This is a genomic window from Paenibacillus xylanilyticus (assembly GCF_013359935.1).
Lineage (GTDB): Bacteria > Bacillota > Bacilli > Paenibacillales > Paenibacillaceae > Paenibacillus > Paenibacillus xylanilyticus.
In genome coordinates this window covers 532,323-554,142 of sequence record NZ_JABMCB010000201.1, presented here as the reverse complement: position 1 = coordinate 554,142, position 21,820 = coordinate 532,323, and the positions used below count along the sequence as shown (strand labels likewise).

The window sequence follows — 21,820 nt, the reverse complement described above, 5'->3', positions numbered from 1 at the left end:
AAATTAAAGGAGACTTTTCATGCATATATGGAAGCGCTTTATATTATTCGAAAGAAGTGCCCGTTCCCGGTTTAGCCTGTTTGCCAAAATCAACTGCTTAATCGTGTTGTTGTTCATCCCCATTATTATCATGTACACCTACTCGAACAACGTCACCTATAACGTGGTCAGCAAAGAACTGCAGATTTCAAATACGAAACAGCTCACGTTTCTAGCCAGTCAGATCGATTCCCGCATTAATCAGATGATGGATTTCAGTCTGATCCTGTCAAGAGATCCCAATGTCCGGGCTTTTAACGGCTTGAACATATGGGATGACCGATACGATCAGATGCAGACCCGCTATGCCATCCAGGAAAAGATGGTGCTCCAATCCGGCGTCACCGATATATGGAACACCCGATATGCCGTATACTCACAGCAGAACAAGGATGTTATCGCCAACTACAATCGCTCGTCCGGGTATGACGAGGATTATTTGAAACGCAATATGAGCGGACAATGGACATACGGGGATCAAGGGGCGGATTCGCAGGAGGGCATGCAGTCCTTTTACTGGTTTTACACCGATTCCTTGGCTCAACCGGGGATGTTGACTGGCAGCAATCTCGTTATTGAGGCCAGCTTCAGTTATGAGAACATTCAGAACATGCTCGATACGTACAAGGCAGGTGGGCAGGGGGATCCCTTCCTTTATCACAAGGGCAATGACCCCATTATGAATCGCAGTGCAGACAAGCAGTTATCGGAGGAACTTATTCGTTATCTGGATACACATTCCCCGGAGGATACTACACAGGATGTTGTGAATCTGAACGGCAAAAAGTATCTGGTTAGCGCTGTAAAATCCTCCTACCTGGATTGGCATTTGGTCGACGTGGTCCCGCTGTATCAGATTCTGCAGCCGATTTCACTCAGCCGGAATCTGTTCTATCTCTTTATGACCCTGCTGTTTGTAGTGGGCATTTCCGCTTCGATTCTGTTGTACAGAAACATTCAATATCCGATCAAAAAATTAATCCAGGGCTTACGCCGCGTACAGCGAGGTGATTATTCCGTACGTCTTCATAGCAAGGATCAGAATGAGTTCTCATTCCTATTCCATCGATTCAATGATATGTCCCACCAGATTCAAGACCTGATCGAGAATGTATTTCACGAAAAAATTAGAGCCAAAGAAGCGACGCTTAAGCAGCTGCAGGCGCAGATCAATCCCCATTTTCTATATAACTGTCTAGGCTATATCATCAACATGGCCCAGATGAAGGACGAACAAGCTGTTGTCTCCATGGCGCATAACCTAAGTGCATATTATCGGTACACCACCCGCATGGAACGGGAGACGTCTTCACTCCAGGAAGAGATTAAGCTGCTGATCAACTATCTGGATATCCAGAAGCTGCGCAATGGGCGAATTGAGTATCACATCGATATCCCTGAGGACATGCTTGCCCAGACTGTACCGCGATTAATGCTTCAGCCTATGGTTGAGAATTCCGTTATACATGGTGTGGCGAAGTCCTATTCATCCGGGGAGATTCGCATTACCGGGGAGAGCTCGAACGGCTTTGGCAAAATCTATATCGATGACGACGGCCCCGGCTTAAGCCCGGAACAATACGAAGCACTAAACCTGAAAATGCAGGAGCCGCTCCAGGAGGAAATGGGCTGCGGCCTCTGGAATACGAACCAGCGAATCATGCACCTGTTCGGCAGTCAGTCCTATCTTCTATTCGGCCCATCCCCACTTGGCGGATTCCGCACCGAAATCGTCTGGGAGATACCCAGTGAAGATACAGATTCTGAGCGTGACACCGACATTAATATAAGTTGAGCCATTTCATTTGAACAAAACATTTACACGTTAACGTAGAGGACAGAAAAAATCTGAAGAGCGAAGCTAAAGGATTGCTACAGGAAAGCTTCATTGGAAAGAAGCATACGCTGCACTTTTATTACAATTCCATCTTTATGTTGGGCCTTGTTTATAAATAAAGGGTTAAACGTTATGTGGACCAAAGCGAAGGATTGAAGGGATTCTGTAGAAACGAAGTGTTCGCCTTTCAAGCCCCATTTCAACCTTGCTATCATCTAATCCGGAAATGGGGCTTGAACAGCGATCGGAAGAACCCTTCGAATCCGTAGCGACTTCGGGTTCACAAGAAGTATCCATTGATTTTCATTCTAGGCCTTATATTTACACCACCAAGGGAGACTAAAAATTATGCAAATGATGATCGTAGACGATGAAGCACACTGGGTCGATAACCTGTCCATGACCAAGCCCTGGCACACCCTGGGGATCGAACAGGTACATAGAGCGTACTCCGCGCATGAAGCCTTACAACTGATCGACACCCACCCCATCGATATCGTGATCTCGGACATTCAGATGCCGGAAATGACAGGCATTGAACTGATTGAACGCATCCGGATCCGGGACAAAAAAATAAAATGCATTCTGTTATCCGGGTATTCCGAATTCGATTACGCCAAAAAAGCCATCCAGTACGAGGCCGTAGACTACCTGCTCAAACCGCCGACAGACGATGAATTAATGGGCGCCGTGCAGAAGGCCATGGACCAATTAAACAACGAATGGGAACTCGTCAGTTCACTGAGTCGAACCCAGTTTACCTTGAGGGAGAACCTTCCGCACTTGCGCGGGCGACTGCTTCTGGAAGCTTTGCAGGGACATCGCTATTCATCCAGCGAATGGGAGCGGAAACTCGCCAATTACGATCTGCCTTTTCACGCCGGGGACGCCGCACTCATGCTCGTTCGGTTAGATGAAGAATTCGGACACTATGACAGCCATGATCAGACCCTGATCGAGTATGCCATCATCAACATGGCGGAAGAGATTATGGGTGAGTTTATGAACGTGTGGGGTGTGAAGGAGGAGCACGGATATGTAGTGTTTTTGCTGCAGCTGAAAGAACGGAATGACGATATAGGCAAAGAAACCATTCTGGAGAAGCTCTCCATTCAGCTTCAATCCAAAGTAAAACAGTTTCTGAAAGGCTCCCTCTCCATCGTCATTACCGAGTGGTTCACCTTTCCGGACCAGCTCTACGATCGTTTCCGTCAGGCATCCGCCTATTTCCGGCAGATCGTCGGAGACGAACGCGAATTCGTGATGCGGGTCAGCGATGTGGAGACGGCTGCGGCCCAAGGTCCACTGGACGTGCTTTACACCCCGCCGACCTTCATTCATCTGCTGGAGAGCGGACAATGGGATGCCGCCGAGGAGAAAATACGTGCCGTCTGCGCGGAACTGGACGAGAAATGGTCCGAATCGTGGGAGCATTGCATGGAGGCAGGTTTTCTCATTACCGCTTCGTTCACCAATCTTGCCCACCGGAACAAGCTGACACTGACGAACCTTATGGGAAGTGATATCGAGTACCTTCAGAGCGGCGAAGCCTTCTCCACTATCAGCAAATTGCGCAAATGGTCACTTGGTGTACTCGCCAAACTCAAGGAAGGCACGTCCAATGAGGTCAAGGATACCCGGTCCGAATATGTGAAGAAGATTCAGGAGTTTACGGATAAAAACCTGCATCTGGATGTGTCTTTGCGTGTACTTGCCGACCATGTGAACCTGCATCCTACCCATCTGTCCAAGATTTACAAGATCGAAACAGGCGAAGGCATCAGTGATTATATTTCACGCCTGCGTATGGATCGGGCCTGCCACAAGCTGGTCACGACCACCAAAAAAGTATATGAAATCAGCCTGGAGATTGGCTATATGGACCCGGCATATTTTATCAAAGTGTTCAAGCGTCAGTTCGGCGTCACCCCTCAGGAATATCGAGACCAGCATTAAACAGCTTAAAGAGGTTGTTCAAAAAGTCCGCTTTTGATTACGAATCATGCCTCACGGCATCATCAGCGTCGAATATGGGATTCAGCCGAAATAAGCGGGAGGCTTACGAAGTATGTTTCCTTTGGAAACATTGTAGTTGCTCACGTAGCTTCCTACGCTCCGCTACTCCATTTCTAGCTTTATCCCATCTTCTCGGTACTGAAAACCGATCTTTTTGAACTTTCACTAATAGAGTCCTATCAAAACTAACAAACTCATATAGATGCCCTCCCGCCCGGCTTGGTACAGTTACACTTGTAAAGATCATACACCGTAGGGGGATTGAACAATGATCAAATTCAAAACATGGTGGTCCTTGCTCATGGTCATCGCACTTATCACCATCACTGCGTGCGGCAGTGGCGACTCAGCCAGTGAGAATGGTACCGACGATACACCGGCGACTGTCGGCTCAGCCGAGGCTGAAGCTGCTTTTGCCAAAGGAAAATACGACCCACCCATTGAGTTCAGTTCGGTGCGTATGCCGAAGAAATATGTGCAAGGTGACACCAAAGAAAACAACGTACACGATCGCTGGATGCTCGAAACGCTGGGCATGAAGCATAAGGATTCATGGTATCCGGCCAATGACGATCAATACAGACAGAAGCTGCAGCTGGCGATTGCTTCAGGCGAGAAGCTTCCTGACTTTGTATCCGTTCCGACGAACGCGGTACTCACCAATCAACTGATCGACTCTGGTCAATTCATCGCCATCGATGAACTCTTCGACAAGTACGCCAACAAAATTCTGAAAGATCACGCAGCAGCACATCCCGAGCTGTGGTACCCGTTCACCAAGGACGGCAAGAAATACAACATGCCAATCCTGGAGTACACCGATAACGACGATACCCTGCTCTGGCTCAGAGAAGACTGGATGGAAAAGCTGAATCTTGAAGCACCAAAGACCATCGCAGATCTTGAGAATATCATGGACAAATTCAAAAACGAAAACCCGGACGGCCTGTCTCCGGATAAAGTATTCCCACTGGCGATCTCGCTGAAAAATAACACCAACACCTGGATGGGCTCGCTCGACTGGTTATTCGGCGCTTACGGCACGATCCAGGAACAATGGAACAAAGACGCGAATGGCAATCTGGAGTACGGCTCCATTAATCCCGGTGCCAAACAAGCCCTTGCCAAGCTGAATGAATGGATGAACAAAGGGTATATCCATACAGACTCTGCCCTGTGGGATGAAGGTAAATCCGCCGAAAGCTGGACCGCTGGCACCGCTGGCATCCTGCCTGGAGCCAACTGGGTACCAGACTGGCCAGCACCAGACCTGCTCAAGAACGTACCTGGCGCGAAATACAAAGCCTATCCGATTCCAGCAGGTCCAGACGGCAAGATCGGTACGAAGTGGCAGAACTCTGGCGTCAACGCCAGTATCATGATCAACAAGGATGCCAAGCATCCGGAAGCCATTTTCCTATACTACAACTACCTGCTCGATAACCTGGCCAACCCGGCTGCGGGCAGTCCATATGAGTACGGCTTTGCCAAAGGATACGACTGGGATATCATTGACGGTAAACCAACCAGTGACAAAGAGAAGATCAAAGACTTTTCCAACGAATTCCCGTTCCTGACCGGCCCGGCCCGTATTCCGGATCTGTACATGAAAACACTCGTAAAACTGGCTGACGGCGAGAAGCCCGAAACCCCATACGAGAAACAAATGGCCGAGTTCCGCAAACCCGAAAACTGGGCTGCTGCCAAAGTCGTGATGTCGCAGCTCGACATTCGCAAACAAAACTACTTCACCGGCGCAGCAACGCCAACGATGGTCTCCAAATGGAACCTGCTTCGCCAGTCCGAGATGGAAACCTTCAACAAAATCATCTACGGCAAACTGCCGGTCGATGCCTTTGACCAATTCGTCGCCAACTGGAAATCCAATGGCGGAGATCAGATCACGCAAGAAGTGAACGACTGGTTTAAGTCGGTAAGTGGGAAGTAAGATTGGGTTAGGGTTTTGGTAAAAAGTAAACAAACAAGAACAAGCCGAAGCGTGTAATTCCGCTTCGGCTTGTTCTATTCGTTCAAGATTAGGATAACCACCCTTTGTTTATGAGAACCTCTGAGTGGTTTTAAGAAGGATACCCATTTCTATTGTTCGGTCAACTCATACCACGTCCCGTACCCCTCAATGTTTGTATCTGAGTGGTCACTGGCGTCGGATGTCTTGAAATACCTAGCATAATACGCATGTTCAATTGTTTTTTTATTTTGATCCGTGTTGATATCCAGATAGATATTGGATATTTCCAACCCCCATTTGACACTTCGAGCAATTTCGTTGATGTTATCTACAGTTGAAAATTCGTCCATTTCCATAAGAATGGATTCCAGTTCCTCTTTACTCGGTTCGTTGCGCATATCTATTCTGCAAGAAAGGTTTGGACGAGTAAATGTAAATTGGACTCTTTCGATTGACGGAGAAAGTTCCTTCAAGCTTTTTGTTAATTCTTTGGTTGTATCGGTGTTGATATTGTGTGTAGTACTGCAACCTGTTGCAAATAGAAGGAAACAAACTAAGATTACGATCCATTTATTCATTTTGCACCTTCTTGAAGATTAGATAGCTCTTTTCTCAACCGCTTCCTCTTTTTGATATCCCTCTGCCGGACCAAGGGACGATAGGCTCAATGCGTGAATTTGGAGTTCTAAGAATTTTGCGTCCCCTTTGAGTTACTTTAAAATTCCATGAGGTAAACAAGCATGCACCCCTTTAACCCCATTGACGATTTGCGTAATTCGCAAGTCTACAATTGAACTTCCTAATGCAATAGCTTCCACACGATTCAATCCATATAATTCACCCAATAAATTGAGCATACCATCAAGCGCCTGAACCGTCGCTTCGTTCAAGTCCTCGTGAAATCCGAATGTGATCCATCCAGCTGGTGTATTCGCTCTTGGATTTGACAAACTCATGTTTTCAATTACGTTAACCGTTATATCAACAACTTCCATTGGGCATTCAATTGCTTGGCAACTCACCTCGCCATCTCCTTGTAGGGCATGGCCATCACCAATTGCGAGGTAAGCTCCATCAACAGATATCGGTAAATACAACTTACTGCCTTTTACTAACTCCTTGCAGTCTATGTTACCTCCACAATATCGTGGTGGCCACGTGGAATGTACTCCGCCTGATTCTGGCGGCATTCCAAAGACACCCATGAACGGCTTTAATGATACTGTGAATGTTTTCCCATTAATATCGCAATTTCCCACCATCAATTTGTTATCAAGTTTCCAGTCAAGGCTAATTTCCTGGTACTCAGTTAAGTGTAACTTTTGGTTCTGCCAATTAGGGTATTGTCCAGCAGCTGTGAATCCATAATGACCAGGTATAATATCATTAAATATTATCTCTAGTGTCATTCCTTGTTTTGCATTTTCTATTAAAATAGGGCCTACTAATGCGTGTCCCCCATCTATCTTTTCCCTTCTCGAGAAAGGTTTTTTTCGTTCAGAATTACTCGCTCCCATTCCCCAACCAGCGTCAAGCGTTTCGAATCGGATGGAATCTCCTGAGGTTGCTTTAAAAATGGGAGACACTTCGCTAACTCAATCTTATGTACTTTCATGAAATCGCCTCCAAGGTTTCTGATTTACGCTAATTTCGTATAACGTTCCTCTGTTCCTGATGTCAATTCCCCGTTAGATAGCTCTGATCTTTTGAATTAATAAAATGTTTGAGATTATTTATTTTTTTGAAATAATGATGTAATAATAATGTCCGCACATTCTTCTGGTGAATTTAAACTTGTATCAACTGAGCAACTATAGCGAATGTTTTGCGACATTATTTTGTTTTGCTCATCAGATTGATCTTCCCTTCTGTCACCACGTTCTACATTTCTCTTACGACAGATATCTAAAGGACAATACACTTCGACGATATCCAAAGGGTACCCATTAAAAATTTCCATGACCTTATCGTAATGTGGCTTTAACTCAGGTCTTTCAACAAGTATGCCATCGATTAAGATATTCTTTCCACGATCCGAAAATAATGTTGCTGTGTGATACATCATTATTATTGCTTCACTTAGATGCTTCCAGTAATTATCTTGTAGGTGTTTATCACCAATCGTATTTTCAAAAGATCATTGGCCACAACATAAAAAAACGGTTCAGAGTAAGTTTGCATAGCTTCTACTATTGAGGTTTTACCTGAACTTGTTACACCATTTAAAAATATAATTCTCCCTTTATCCATATTTCTCATCTTCCTTTGCGTCGGTTATTTTTTAAAAGATTCGGGACTGGATAACTTTATGTGTTCACCAACCCGAAAATTTTATGGCAGCTACAGCCGATCCGTAGGTGAATATAATGATAGCTGCTGTTTCTACCTTCTTAGAAATACTAATAATTACAATTCCTAAAGAAACCACTCATACATTCTATCTTTCATTTTATTAGCTGTAGCTTGATCTCTTCGATAAATCCATTCAAAGAGCGGTTTATCAATAAAATCTTTCAAGTCATATTTAGATTGCTCAAGACATGATAAAATTTCTTCAAACTTAAAATCAATATGGAAAACGTCCGATCTACCATTAGAATCTGGATCATTAGACCAGACGATGGCCATGTTATCCTTAAAAGTTATTTCCGGTGAAGGATCATGTCCAAGCCAGGGACTCTCTCTATTAAGAATAGAACTATAAATCTCCTTAAATTGTTCTAGACCACAACAACAACTTGGCATAATACATTTTTCTTCACTTTCATAAAAAGCAATACCACCCAAAATAGCTACAGATTCATTCGCAAGTAGTTCATTAAAAGTATCTTCCATTGATTGATCTATGTTTGTATTGCTATATCCAAATAAGTGTATTAAAAAGAGTTCAACTTCAGAAGATGTGCACTTGCCCGAGAGCGTAAGATACTCAGAACGATACACATCATTATCAAACCACTTTGGACAATCATAATAAGGTTCTCTAATAACCGGTTTTGTATAAGACATCTCTGAATGTACACCTCTAAATAGGTAGTTTAGGGAATTTAGCTAACGTTACTTTATCTACGAACCAAAGAGACTTTAAGAAGCGACAGACTTAGCCCCGTAGGGTGATAAGATGAATCCGCTTCTCTGGTTACCTCAGCTTGCAAATCAAGGGCCGAATGGACTGCAGCGAAGAAGCTTTGTTATCAGATGTAACCGTATACCTGAAATACACTTAAATATCTTGGTATTCATTCATTATTCTCGTAATAAATTCTGTCTTTCCAGTAGTATAGGCTTGGCGATTGTTTCTGTATTTATTAGCTAGTTGGAACTTTAACTCCTCATACTCAGATACTAATAAAGGATGCTTTCTTAGTATATTTCTAAACATTATATGTCTTTTCAATTCTTCACTTTCCCTATTGCATACGTATAGATGATGTTCGTGCTTCTCATTGCCTTCACTAGTGTAGGGTACATAAACGTCCCTTCTTGCAAATGCTTCTCTGCTTTTAATCCCCAAATCACCTTCATGAATATATCCCAATTCTTCTAGTTTTTTGATTACCTGTGGCAGGCAGTCCATAGATTCAATTACTACATCTATATCAATAATTGGTTTGGCTGAAAGACTCGGGATTGACGTACTTCCAACGTGTTCAATTCGTAATACCAGTCTATTTAATTTGTTAGATATAATCGATTCTATTATATTGAACGCTCTTGGCCATTCATTATTGTATCCTTCAATAATCACTTGTTTTTGAATCTTCATTGGAATGCTCCTTGCGTAATTATTTTACGAAGATTTCTCATAACGCTCTTGTATCCACGAAACGACCCAGCTCTAGATAACTCTTATCTTAGGCTGGGTCGTATGTTGTCTGAGTGTTCTTCCACGATTATACATCTAAAAACCAAAGGGTGGTATCGCGCAGCTTGAATACAGAGATATACGCCGTTACTGCATTCGAAGCATCATCTGAAAACCTTTGATCAAGATTCCAACTTTATTTTTCACTTTGGTATACAAACTCAACTTCACCATCTAGCAAATATCGATATTCAAATAATTGCATTGTTCTTTCCCTAATTCTCTCCCATATAACTTTGGTTAGGCTTACTGGTCCTGTTGATCCAAGATAACCATTATAAATAAATGTCTCCTCTACAAATTTTGTTTCCCTTAAGTGATATTGTAACCATTCTTTCTGCGATTCAATTAGTGCTTCTCTTGGTTCTCTATCCAACTTAGAAAGAAGCGTTTTATATATTTGATTCAACTCTTTATCCCAAATCTCTGTATATTTGCTTTCAAATGCCCCCCATTCCAATGTTGTAATAATCTCTTTGGAATTTTGAAATTCATTAAATTCCAATTCATAATCATGATCTATAGGGTTACGAAGCATTTCATCATAAAATTCTCCTTTCAAATCAAGGTTCCCAATGCTCATGGGTAACCCTGTATTATTAGAAGGATCTAATCGACCTTCCGTTATCTCTTTTGATTCTGTTCCATCACTTGTACTCACTACGTCAGGAGGCAGTTCAATATTCATTTTTGAATTAGTTTCGCTGTTTAAAGTAGTCGGTTGACTACTATCTTGACAAGATGAACACATTATCGTCATAAAAAATAATAAGAGTATCTTAGTTTTCATAAGTTATCTCCTTAAATATTATCTTTAATATTTACAGGTAATGGCGCATAACGCTCCTGTATTAACGATTCAGCCAATGCTGAGTATCCGGTGTATGCCGGATCAAGAACGAATGTCCGCTGCGTAAACATTATGTTATACAAAGCAATCCGCATCATTGAACTTTATTCAAAATCTCAATTACTAAAATGGCTTCTTCTTTATATCCTTCAAGATCGTTTAATCTAATCCATTCAGGTTCATTATCTCTGAATTGATAGAACCTAATAACGACATCTTCTCCTTCAATTGTAGAACTTAAAATTAAAATAAAGTCCCTTTCTGGATAGCTCAACTTTAAATTCTCTTCCCAATTAGAAATGAGTTTTATTCCAGTTCTTAGGTTGTCTAGATGGTAATGATTAATTGAGGCTTCCAAATCCGTACGATCATGATAAATGGTTTCTTCAATAGAACCTCTCTCTCCTAAACTTGAAGCATCAATTACAATGCAATTATCCCATACACAAAAATCGGGGTTGAATAGATTCAAACTTATCAATTCGTTTGGCTGAGCTAACCCATTCAATAAATTTTTCATCGCCTTGTTTATTTTCATACTATTCCTGCTTTCGAAATATTACGTATAACGTTCCTGTGTTCATGACGTCTCACCGACTTAAGGGCAAAGCCTCGGGTGCAAAACACCTATTTCGGTGTGGATGTGTCCGGCTGAATTCCTTCCTTGCTGCTGAAACGCTTAACCTAGAATCCCATTCATAAATCAATTCATTAAGGACTTTTCCTCCAATTTTAATTTGAACTGATTTACATAAGTGAGCACCATAATGCTCCTGAAAATAGCTTACCTTGTTCTCATAGATGATGTTGGGCCTTCTTGAATTACTATCACCTTAATTCTCTTATTTTTTCACCATTTCTTTTAAATCTTCAATTGTATTTTCACTTGAGTATTGAGTGTTTTTCAAAAAAATAATTCCTTCTATATTTGCATTCCTAAACACACAAGCATCAATACTATTATTAATAAATTCCGAATTAGATAGATCTGTTTCACTAAAAATTGAAGCTTTAATGTTTGAATTAATAAACTTGGCACTTCTAAATGAAGAACCAGTAAAATCTAATGACAATATGCATTCTTCAAATATCACTTCACTAAAATAAAATTCCGAATTTTTCCGTACTCCGTTATTTCGACTCGTTTAAAATGCTTTTCCCCTGAACTAACAAGCTCTTTTAATGTTTTGATTGTCATTTCAGTTTCTATTATCATAAATTACTCCTCTTTAAATTTCACTTTCGCACTTCGCCAAATTTAATCTAACGTCTCTGCATTTACGAAACGCCACAGCCTTAGATAGCTCTTATCTTAGGCAGGGCGTTTGTTGTCTGAGCCCCTTCTATGATTATACATCTGACAACCGAAGGGCAATAAGCCTCCATGCGTGAATATGTTGTTGTAGGATGTCAGCCTCCTCTTTGAATCGACTACAATACCAAGAGTTACTCTTTTTTTTATTCACCAGTTTTCATCTGCCCTTGAATTCTTCTTGTAATTAGGACAATGAGGTTTAGACCTACAATTAAAAATGAGAATGAATTAATAGTCAGTAATAGCCCTAAATCCATGCTATTTTTATCCTTCTTCAATACATAAAGAATTGCTCCAGCAGAAACAATGAATGTTATTCCAAAAAATAATATTATCAGCATTCTTATTCTACTGTTTTTCATCATTCTAAGCCTCTATTCTTTAAGCTTTAGGAGTAGCTTTTTCAGCTTTATGCTTTAAACCTTTGTGTTGATTTCCTAATAACGTTCTGTATTCACGACCCAGCGTATGCTGGGTGTCCGGCGAATGCCGGACCCAGGACGAATGTCCGCAGCGTGAATATTATGTTATAAGATGTCCCTACCTTTAATTGTTTTCTTAGACTTTCATTCCTTGCCCTTAGTTATACTTAGTTCTTTAGCCAGTATCCATCCGTTAAATCCGTATGAAGAGGAGATTATATAGCACTTATACTGCCCTTGGATCAGTACCTCTTTCAATTCATCTATGCTCTCGTAACTGATCGGCCAGCCATACGGTTTGTGCTTTTCAAATATCTCCTTACTTTCATCTACAAATCGGTTAATTTCATAATCTGTAATGTCCAATAGAATACTGCCACATAAATGATCTTCAAATAGGTGGGCCATCACATTATAGAATTTAATCTTTACTGCCTCGTCTCTGTTTTCTGTATGTACAACAATATACTCGTTCTTTAAATTCACTTCATAAGAAATCACTTCGTTATCATGCACTGAATTCATTAAGCTACCATCCTTTTTATTCTTTTAGGGATTTCTTATATCGTTCCCGTATTCACGATGCTGAGAGGCTTAAGGCTCCGGTGGAGCCAGCTGCGCGCCAGCGCTGTTAGCCTCGTAAGTGTGTCTGCCTGATTCCACTTCCTCGAAATTCATCTGGCGGACCGAGGGTCGACGAAGTCGACTCGATGCGTGAATACATTGTTATCTAATTCCGTGACTCCCTAGAAATACCTACTGATTATATTCTTATGTAAGGTACATCAGAGGATATAATGTCAACAATATGATTTAATCCAGCAACTCCATAATGTTTATATGGACCCGGGTGTTCATCTGATGCAAATGTCGCTAATTTAATGTAATCTAAATATCTGGATCTCTTGAAAGTTCTGAAAATCTTCCCTTCAAACTCTTCATATTCATCTTTTAATGTGTAACTTTCACTCCTTATTGAAAAACCTATATAAGAATCAAATTCAATTTCAATTAACGGAAATCTTTCATCGTCTTGGTCAATTAATGAACCACCTTTAACATCAATCAATTCAGAATAATTTTGTTCATTTGAGTCTCTATGAATTCTAAAACGTAAAATAAGTTTCATACCTTCTACTTCTTTATATTCAACTAAATCAGCATGAATCAGATTTTTTAAATGTGTATACTTCACCGAAACACCCCAGATAAATAATTTGTCATTTTACCGATTTCTGCTAACGTTCCTGTATCCACGACGTCTCACCGACTTAAGACACCGCCAGGAGCCAGTTGCGATGCGGTTAGTCGGTGCAGATGTGTCCGCCTGATTCCACTTCCCTGCCAATCCCCTTAGGGCGGACCGAGAAGCCGTCAGGCTCCGATACGTGGATATGATGTTAGATGATGCACCACGACTTCATAGAAATACTAAAAATCTATAAAACTATCATCAAAGAAATTAACACTGCCTCTTCCTTCATAAATAAATATATTTGGCTTACCTACTGGTTGTATGTTGTCATTATTATTAAACAGTACCAAATTAAAACCACTATCTCTGCTTGAGGAATAAAGTATCCCACTGTAACCTGCTGATCTTGCACAATCAGCAATAAAACTAGTGATGAAGTATTGTGGTTTCCATTTATTATTTCTATCTTGAACACGTTCAAAAATGCATCCTGAAGCAAGTAATGCTGCCATTGTCAGATTAGATAATTGACCAAAATTATCCCAGTCATATCTTAAATCCAATACATTATCGATCGTTTCTATCAACTTGTATTCTTGTATCCAAATAATCGAAGGGACAGATGGATCTTCGAGTGCTTCCGTCATAGCTAAGTCCTTACTATCAGCAAGATATAATACACTTTGTCCTGAATGATGAAATCTTCCTCCAGAAGATTTCCCTACTGGGGGGGCATGCAAATCCTTACTATCAAACACTTTTGAGTGGTCTACACCACGTGCTCTATACCATGAAGTAACTCCAACATTTATCGAGTCTACTTTCTTTTCTCTTATTTCTTTAAAAATTTTTCTACCTAGAGGATGGGATCCTGCTAATGAGGGGAATTGTTCAAGATGCTCTCTAAAGCTTTGGATCTTATTATTATATTTACTGAGTGCCTTGTTGTAATGACTTTCAACCCGTATTCTATAGTTGTCCTCTGTACCAACAGTATCATAACGATCAAACGAACTATTTCCACAATTAGGGCATCCGAGATGTTCTACAATATCATCTCTATATCTTTCTGGACAATCAATACTGTCAAAAATCTCTTCTACAGTTGTTTCTTCTCCCATTATCCAAACATAACTGCCACCATCATAAGGCTGACAAGTAACGCAGTATTTTAGTTCTCTTTGTGCTTTAGTACGATACTTTTCTGCTGTTTTATTTAAAGTTGGTAAATACTCATACATCTCTATCAATATCCTCTTTTCTTATAATCTATTCCGTAGTGTTTCATCTAACATCTAATTAATGTACTTCGTGAATTGCCACTCATCCTATCCATTATCCGAACTACGTATATAATAACCCAAAATATTACATTTACGAAAGGAAATTCTGTGAAAAAGGGGATGTTAGCATAATACGTATTTCCCATGTCCATATGATCCAGCGGGCTTTGCTTCGCTGCTCATTCTTTTCCGCTCATCAACTTGCGCCTCATCGATAACAAAAAAGAGCCCCACACAAGTTGTATAAACTCATGTGAAGCCCTCTTCTACTTCATGTTTCCTACGACTTTCACTCGAAGCCTCGTCGCATTTCCTGGATGATAAGCGAGCGGGGTTTCCTCCACTTCCACGAGCTCAACCGTCGCCGGATCGGCACCAGCAAGTACCGCCTGTTTCACGGCTTTTTCCCGAGCATCTCTTAATGCTGCCTCACGGGGCTCTGTAGAATAGATGTAAATCTGCTCATATTGTCCGCTGATTTGGGCAATACACGCACCAATGGCATTAGCCACGCCCCCGTTCTTAGGCTTAATCATATGGGATACCCCGCGTATGGTGTCCGGAATCACGACACTGCCTCCGCCTACCAACACAAGCTCGACATCACCTGAAGATGTCTTCATTTTATCAATGGTCTGTTCAATGATAGCTGCAATTTCGTCCTGCACCTGTTTAGCAAAGTCTTCATCCAGATGCGCTACCAGGCTCTGATCCCCGACATCTGCAAGACCCAGACGAACGGCGATGTCCGTTGTCGTGAGCGTATTCCCGCCAAAGACAAGCGCCTCTTGTCCAATCCTGTATCCTACGCTGTCCGGGCCAACTGTAATTTTGCCATTCTCCGAGCGCACGATGCTACCGCCGCCCAGACCCACTGAGATAATATCCGGCATGCGGAAATTCGTGCGGATATCGCCCACCTCGACTGCAACCGATGATTCCCTCGGGAATCCGTCCTGCAAAACGCCGATGTCCGATGTCGTGCCGCCCACGTCGAGAACCATCGTATCTTTGATCTTTGCCAAATAAGAGGCACCGCGTATGCTGTTCGTAGGTCCACAGGCAATGGTCAGGATCGGAAACTGTTTAGCGTAATCTACTGACATTAAGGTACCGTCATTTTGGCATAAAAACACCGCTGCATCCAATATGCCTTCTTCTTCTAGTGCCTGCACAAACCCCTCGGTTGTCGTTTCAATGACCTTGCACAATGCCGCATTGAGGATGGTCGCATTTTCCCGTTCAATTAAACCAACCGAACCAATTAATGAAGAACAGGAAACAGGAAATTCGGGTCCGTACATTTGATGGATGAGATCGCGAACGTGGAACTCCTGGTCATTTTTAAGGGATGAAAATACGCCGATGACCGCTATGGATTCAATACTACCGCGCCACTCCTCCAGGAGTGCTGTGATTTCGCCTTCATCGACTTCTCCAAGCAATTGGCCATCGTATTCGTATCCGCCCTGTACGAGAGCATATTTACCCGACAGCTTCAGAACCATATCCTCAGGCCAGGACGTGTACGGAGCAACGGAAGCCGTTGCCGGGTACCCCAGACGAATGACACCGACTTGGGCCAGCTTTTTTCGTTCAACAATGGCATTGGTGCATTGTGTTGTGCCTAACATGGCATGTGTGATTTGATTTTTATCAATATTCGCCCCCTGCAGCAGCTGCCGGAGCGAGGTTTCAATCCCTGTGCGAATATCCAGGCTTGTTGGGGATTTCACCGCATGGATCAACTGATGATCCTCATTCAAAATGATGGCATCTGTGTTGGTGCCGCCTACATCGATCCCGATTCTATACATTCTCAGCCACCGCCTTTTTCACCATTTCCTCAAGTGGTACATAATCGTAATCATAGCCGAAGTATCTTGGACCTGCCGTCTGGATTCCCTTATCCGTTCTCCACTTCTCATGAGCGGGCAATCCAATAACCCGTACGCGTTTACCGTATTTCAGGCTCTCTGTGGTCACAGGCAACAAGGTTTCGTAATCAACCAGACAGATCAAATCGGGGGTCATCGCTACCACCTGACCGTTTTTTTCAGCAATCAGGTTTTCATTTTGAAAATGAACCTTCATCTCCCCGGCTTTAAACGCCTCAATGCCTTCAAGATGCATGCAGCCGAGATTAAATCCGCCCTTGGTTTCACGGATAACATCCACAATTTTTCCTTGAAATAGCTCATAGCCGGATACCCGTTTCAACAGCTCTTGAAGCTTGTCCTTGGCATCTCGGTTCTTCGAGGTAATGATTGCTCCGATCTGTTCGGACAGGGTTACGATATGATGGACACCACTCTGCTTCATTTGCGCACCCGTTGCCGGATACAGGCTGACTAAAGAACTGGCCCCCATTTCGACTGTAGCTACCCTGGCGAGCCGTTCTGTCCATTTGTTGTCAATGGTCTCAAAGATGCCAATATTCCCTTTCTCATCCGTTATGGCCATCGGCGTCGCTGGAATGCCGTCCAGGTTAAACGTCACCATCTGAAGCTCCGGGAATGCCCGGCCCATACCGTCACAGTCGATCAGAGGCAATCCCAGCTGTGCCGCAACAACAATAGGAATCATAGAATTGACGCCCCCCGCTTCCATCGGAAACGTACCCGCAATCTTGTCTTTTCCTAAATAATTCGCTAATTTCTGAAAAACCTTCACAAACTCGTCACCACGAGGGAATTTCTCCACTAATACGGAAGGTGCCCCCATCATCGCAGCTGGAATGAAAAAGTCCTCATCCCCAATCTCGTCCACGGAATGTAGTTTGACAGGCCCAAACTTCTTAATGGCCGAGAGAGCCATCAATTTTCCGATATAAGGGTCTCCCCCTCCACCCGTTCCCAGAAATGCTGCTCCGACGGCAATATGTTCAACAGCTGTTTCATCTAAATATCTCATTTATGATTCCTCCAATATAACAGTCTTCTGAGCAAATAAACGATAGCCGATATAATATATGACAAAAGAAATGACAATTCCGGTCAACGGCTGATTGGGTACCTGCGGCAGGCTGGGGAACAAGGATAACACGACAGGCGTGCAGGCTATGATCGCGCCCACAAGCCATGAGACAACGCCCAACACGTTCACACCCTCAACCTCTTGCCAGCATCTCTTATCCCCTTTGCCAAGCACCCAATAGGAAGCAATCATCACGCCTGCCACTGGCGGAATCATAGCCGACAGAATGGACATGATCGGAGTAAAATAGTTAAGTATGCCAAGGACAGCGAGTACGGTCCCAAGGGTTCCCGCAATGCCGACAGCCCACTTTTCTTTCTCCTTCGAAACGTTGAACACGTTAATTAAGGCAAAACCACCTGAAATCACATTCACAAGATTCGTTTTCCATGTAGCCAAGATCAAAATCACACCGCCAACAAACGGCGTCATGATGCTCAAAAAGGTTGCTGTGATATCGCTGGCTTGGTAAGCGATCGTCAGGACGGCTCCTGCACCGATCATCAGCAAGCCTGCCGGGACAATCCCGAATAGAGCGGCTTTCAGGACATCAGACCGTTTTCTCGAAAATTGCGAATAATCTCCCGCGATGACTGCCCCCAGCGCAAATGAACCTAGGGTTACTGCCAGTCCGTCGGTAAAATTCATAACGGCCGCAGGCTTATAATTTTGGATGATCTGCAGAGAGTCCCCAGTCAATGCTTCGATCAGACCGTACACGCTGATTCCGATTAATAAAGGGACGGCAATATAACTGATCACCCGCAGCACTTTAATGCCGTACATGGCCGAAACGACCATCACGAGACCGCAGATGAGTGATGCCAGCGGTACAGGAATATTAATACCGATCTCGGCTAGCAGATTGGCCAAAGCTTCCCCGCATACATTCGCCTGGATCCCGAACCATCCAAGACACGCAATAGCGAGGATAATGGACAAAATCGTTCGAGACCCTGTTTTGCCAAACACCTGACCTGCGACCTGAACCGTCGGCCTTCCCAAATCCGTGCTTTGAATCCCCTGCAAAATCATGAGCAGCACAATAATGGAGTAACCTGCTAACGTGACAAGCAATACATTCGATACTCCCATGCCAGCAATCAGCGTATTCCCTACCAACAAACTCGGGATGCTGATGACTGCGCCAGCCCAGATGATCCCGAGACTGAACCAGGATTGATGCTCTTTAACGGCTTTCATATGATCCCCCCAATCCTGTTCGTTCGAATATTGTTTTCTTATTGTAAAAGATGAAGTAGGTCAGCGTCTTTTTCAGAAAACAAAAAAAAATCCGATGTTTTTGTCTTATTGGACAAAACATCGGAACTTTTTAGTCATGAATGAGACGGTAGACCATGCAGGCGGTATAAACATCGTACGATTCGGAATTGATGGTCACATCATATCCGATGAGCTCGCAAATTTTTTTAATGCGATATTTTACCGTATTTTTGTGGACGAACAACAGCTTGCTGCAATCATCCATATTCCCCTTCGCATCCAGCAGAAAAGTCATCAGGGTTTTCAACGCGTCAGGGTCGTCCATAATTGGCTCCATGACAGACAAGCATTCTTCAGCGATTTCTTCCCCTTGTTTACTGAGGTCTATGGCTCGTTTCATGGAACGAACTTCAGCCGCGGTATATAGTTTGCGGTTATGATAAATGCGGTGAACCTCTTTAGAGACTCCGTTTACGAGCTGATACATTCGACGTACGTCCTGTGTGTTGCGCATTCTCGGAGAATAAACGATGCTTGATATGTCAGCGATGAGGCTCGTCGTTTCGATATAATCCGCTGCGATTTCAAACTCATTGTATTTAGAGGAACAATTCCCTAGCAACACGACAACGCAGTGATCGATCGTTTGAATGACCGCGGTTTTATAATATTGCAAGAGATGCACTTTTAAGTCTTCCCTTACCCTTCTTTCCTCCGACAAATCCCGAATGTACACGAGCCACATCATTTGAATCCCGGAAACGTCAATATGGAGCAAACTGGCCAATCTGCGCATTTTTTCGCTTTCATCATTCACGATGGCTTTAACCAAAGCGTACTCGCTGACCTCATTGTGCTTATCTCCCCACAAATTGATGGCCACTTGCACAACTTCGCTGATTTGATCCATCGTCTTCGGAGGCAGCTTTGTATTCTCTTTAATGAGAAACAGGTAAAGGACTTCCCCGTTTTTTTGATGAACCCGTTTGTATTCAACAAAGCAGGACGAATCCAGCTCATCTTCTCCCATTCTGCCGTTCAAAATGGAAGGCGCCATGGACCGGATCAGACTCGTCACATCAAGCGATGAATTGCGCGGCCACATGACACGATTGATGATATCCAGGTTGCTGTTTGTCAGAACGATGTTCGCTTTCATCCGGTCCGACAGCAGTTTAAGGGTGATTTCCACGCTCCGCAAATGTTCCGGCAGCAGCGAGACCTTTTCCAGTGATTCATTCACGAAATGCTCATTCACCTTCTGATTGCTTACGATTGCCTCCATGGCTTCATAAATGACTTCATTATACCTAAGCGAGTAATCGTTTCTCGGCATGCAAATGATAATAAAATTCAGCGATTCTGCCAGCTCAAGCACTTCATCGGCTATATCCGGCAATACAATGCCAACATAGTACAAAATCAATCCCATTTCACCAAGGTCATGCAAGTATTGAACTGTTTTACATTGCTGCTCCACGCTGTCCTTAATCGAATAAAAAGAGCTGATGACCAGCTCTTCAGCATACCATTCTTCTTGAACCGTTTGGATAATTTGCGAGAAGAAATTGACATCCGCCACTTCCAACACAGATAAAGAGGAAACGGTCTGATGAAGCCTACTTGTTCCAGTGACCACCTGTGCTCCTCTAAATGAAGGAAGCTGCAGTAAATCTTTAACGGTTACCCCAATTCAACCACCACTTTTTTGTTCGATTCAAGCTGCTCCTATTGTTCAATCTGTACGTAATCTGTATCTATAATAGATCATTTCATCCAGAAGGAGCTTCTCTTCATAGGAGCTTGTTAAAACCAGGCTATGATGCGCGGCATAACGAAGCAGCCTAAGATAGCTAACATTATATACTAGTATAACCCTCGCTATGATAAGTAACCAAGTGAGTTCCTGGCCAACTATGAAATTTAGTGCATACTCGGCTTAGTCCACTAAGATACTGAGTCGAGTATCGAGCCGTACTGATATCGCAATTTTTAAACTGCTTTATGATTTTCTCATAGTATTTAAGGCATTCTCAAAATAGCTATATACTTCATCTGCAATTCCCAGAAACTCTTCAACTAGTACATCACTATCCAAGTAACAAGCATACAGATACTCAACTAAAGCGGGGTCAATCTCGCAATAGTTTATTATGTCATTCTTCATCTCAATAATGTCATCTTGCCATACACCTGTATCTACTATAACCAAAGAGTATAATGCACGAATTAATCTCTTCGAATACCCTTTAATATATCTAGTTTGCATCGTGTGATCACTAGCAGTAGAAAGTGAACGACGTACACGATCTACTTCTTCCTTGGTCTCTGTATTTAAGTCTAGAATGAACGCTGGAGAAATAACGATCGGTGGTACTTTTTCACCAATATCATCACCATATACGCAAACACAAATGATCTTAACCCAAAAACCCCACTCATTCGGTTTACTTAATACATCGTCAATCGAGCAAATGATCGTATCAATCTTAGTGACGAAGGGATATTCTTTCAAAAGCCTGTCTTTAATAATTGTCAATCTTTCGTAATCAATATCTTTGGGATTTACACAGACAATAGTAAAGTCCGCATCTGACTTAAAAGGTTTAGCGGTACCTTTTGGAATCGAGCCACACATATAAACGCTATGAATCTTACCTTTAAATTCGGTAAGGATCTGACCTATATACTTATCAACCAAATCCTTATATTCACTTTGTATTTCAATTCTATTTATAACTTTTTCAAGTATCATATAGACTCCTCCTAAACTAAGAACTTACTTCGGCTAACGTTCCCGCATTCACGACGCTTGGCGTATGCCAAATA

General features: G+C 42.7%; 19 protein-coding genes and 1 pseudogene. 3 read left to right on the top strand and 17 right to left on the bottom strand.

The annotated features are described in order from the left end of the window. Positions 1-19: 19 nt before the first annotated feature. The 3 genes from HP552_RS26780 to HP552_RS26770 all read left to right on the top strand — a co-directional run bounded on the left by HP552_RS26780 (position 20) and on the right by HP552_RS26770 (position 5,840). Positions 20-1,834 (top strand): cache domain-containing sensor histidine kinase, encoded by a 1,815-nt coding sequence (locus HP552_RS26780; protein ID WP_175398387.1) that lies wholly within the window; start codon positions 20-22, stop codon positions 1,832-1,834. A gap of 390 nt (positions 1,835-2,224) precedes the next feature. Beyond that, entirely contained in the window at positions 2,225-3,832 is a 1,608-nt protein-coding gene (locus HP552_RS26775) for a response regulator transcription factor (RefSeq protein WP_175398386.1), read from the top strand. A 328-nt stretch (positions 3,833-4,160) separates the two neighbouring features. Further along, positions 4,161-5,840, top strand: coding sequence for a type 2 periplasmic-binding domain-containing protein (locus HP552_RS26770; RefSeq protein WP_175398385.1), 1,680 nt, complete (start codon positions 4,161-4,163; stop codon positions 5,838-5,840). A gap of 149 nt (positions 5,841-5,989) precedes the next feature. Here HP552_RS26770 and HP552_RS26765 read toward each other — a convergent pair whose 3' ends face one another. The 17 genes and pseudogenes from HP552_RS26765 to HP552_RS26685 all read right to left on the bottom strand — a co-directional run bounded on the left by HP552_RS26765 (position 5,990) and on the right by HP552_RS26685 (position 21,746). Next, on the bottom strand, positions 5,990-6,259 hold the full coding sequence (locus tag HP552_RS26765) for a hypothetical protein (protein ID WP_175398384.1): 270 nt from the start codon (positions 6,257-6,259) through the stop codon (positions 5,990-5,992). A gap of 312 nt (positions 6,260-6,571) precedes the next feature. Beyond that, positions 6,572-7,447: an acetamidase/formamidase family protein gene (locus HP552_RS26760; protein ID WP_312884349.1), complete on the bottom strand. Its 876-nt coding sequence runs from the start codon at positions 7,445-7,447 to the stop codon at positions 6,572-6,574. 143 nt (positions 7,448-7,590) lie between these two features. Beyond that, a pseudogene (locus HP552_RS26755) lies at positions 7,591-8,111 on the bottom strand (phosphotransferase-like protein). A gap of 165 nt (positions 8,112-8,276) precedes the next feature. Beyond that, positions 8,277-8,870 carry a hypothetical protein gene (locus HP552_RS26750; protein WP_175398383.1) on the bottom strand — a complete coding sequence of 198 codons (594 nt, stop codon included), beginning with the start codon at positions 8,868-8,870 and terminating at the stop codon, positions 8,277-8,279. Positions 8,871-9,084: 214 nt separating this feature from the next. Further along, entirely contained in the window at positions 9,085-9,627 is a 543-nt protein-coding gene (locus HP552_RS26745; protein ID WP_175398382.1) for a GrpB family protein, read from the bottom strand. Between the two features lie 235 nt (positions 9,628-9,862). Next, complete coding sequence (locus tag HP552_RS26740) at positions 9,863-10,516, bottom strand: lysozyme inhibitor LprI family protein (protein WP_175398381.1); 654 nt, start codon at positions 10,514-10,516, stop codon at positions 9,863-9,865. A 154-nt stretch (positions 10,517-10,670) separates the two neighbouring features. Continuing rightward, positions 10,671-11,114 (bottom strand): PM0498 family protein, encoded by a 444-nt coding sequence (locus tag HP552_RS26735; protein ID WP_175398380.1) that lies wholly within the window; start codon positions 11,112-11,114, stop codon positions 10,671-10,673. A gap of 304 nt (positions 11,115-11,418) precedes the next feature. Continuing rightward, the gene (locus HP552_RS26730; protein WP_175398379.1) at positions 11,419-11,649 is read right to left on the bottom strand and encodes a pentapeptide repeat-containing protein; all 231 of its coding nucleotides are present in this window, start codon (positions 11,647-11,649) and stop codon (positions 11,419-11,421) included. 385 nt (positions 11,650-12,034) lie between these two features. Then, positions 12,035-12,256, bottom strand: coding sequence for a hypothetical protein (locus tag HP552_RS26725; RefSeq protein ID WP_175398378.1), 222 nt, complete (start codon positions 12,254-12,256; stop codon positions 12,035-12,037). 201 nt (positions 12,257-12,457) lie between these two features. Further along, on the bottom strand, positions 12,458-12,838 hold the full coding sequence (locus HP552_RS26720) for a hypothetical protein (RefSeq protein ID WP_175398377.1): 381 nt from the start codon (positions 12,836-12,838) through the stop codon (positions 12,458-12,460). Between the two features lie 238 nt (positions 12,839-13,076). After that, positions 13,077-13,508, bottom strand: coding sequence for a hypothetical protein (locus HP552_RS26715; protein ID WP_175398376.1), 432 nt, complete (start codon positions 13,506-13,508; stop codon positions 13,077-13,079). 236 nt (positions 13,509-13,744) lie between these two features. Then, a complete protein-coding gene (locus HP552_RS26710) occupies positions 13,745-14,749 on the bottom strand; it encodes an RES family NAD+ phosphorylase (protein ID WP_175398375.1) in 1,005 nt (334 codons plus the stop codon). Positions 14,750-15,057: 308 nt separating this feature from the next. Then, positions 15,058-16,608 (bottom strand): hydantoinase/oxoprolinase family protein, encoded by a 1,551-nt coding sequence (locus HP552_RS26705; RefSeq protein ID WP_175398374.1) that lies wholly within the window; start codon positions 16,606-16,608, stop codon positions 15,058-15,060. Then, positions 16,601-17,704, bottom strand: a complete 1,104-nt coding sequence (locus HP552_RS26700; protein WP_175398373.1) for an S-methyl thiohydantoin desulfurase family protein — start codon at positions 17,702-17,704, stop codon at positions 16,601-16,603. The genes HP552_RS26705 and HP552_RS26700 overlap by 8 nt, the downstream gene beginning before the upstream one ends. Then, a complete protein-coding gene (locus HP552_RS26695; protein WP_175398372.1) occupies positions 17,705-18,970 on the bottom strand; it encodes a cytosine permease in 1,266 nt (421 codons plus the stop codon). Between the two features lie 130 nt (positions 18,971-19,100). Then, a complete protein-coding gene (locus HP552_RS26690) occupies positions 19,101-20,630 on the bottom strand; it encodes a PucR family transcriptional regulator (RefSeq protein WP_376768989.1) in 1,530 nt (509 codons plus the stop codon). Positions 20,631-20,993: 363 nt separating this feature from the next. Continuing rightward, positions 20,994-21,746, bottom strand: coding sequence for a nucleotidyltransferase domain-containing protein (locus tag HP552_RS26685; RefSeq protein WP_175398371.1), 753 nt, complete (start codon positions 21,744-21,746; stop codon positions 20,994-20,996). Positions 21,747-21,820: the final 74 nt, after the last annotated feature.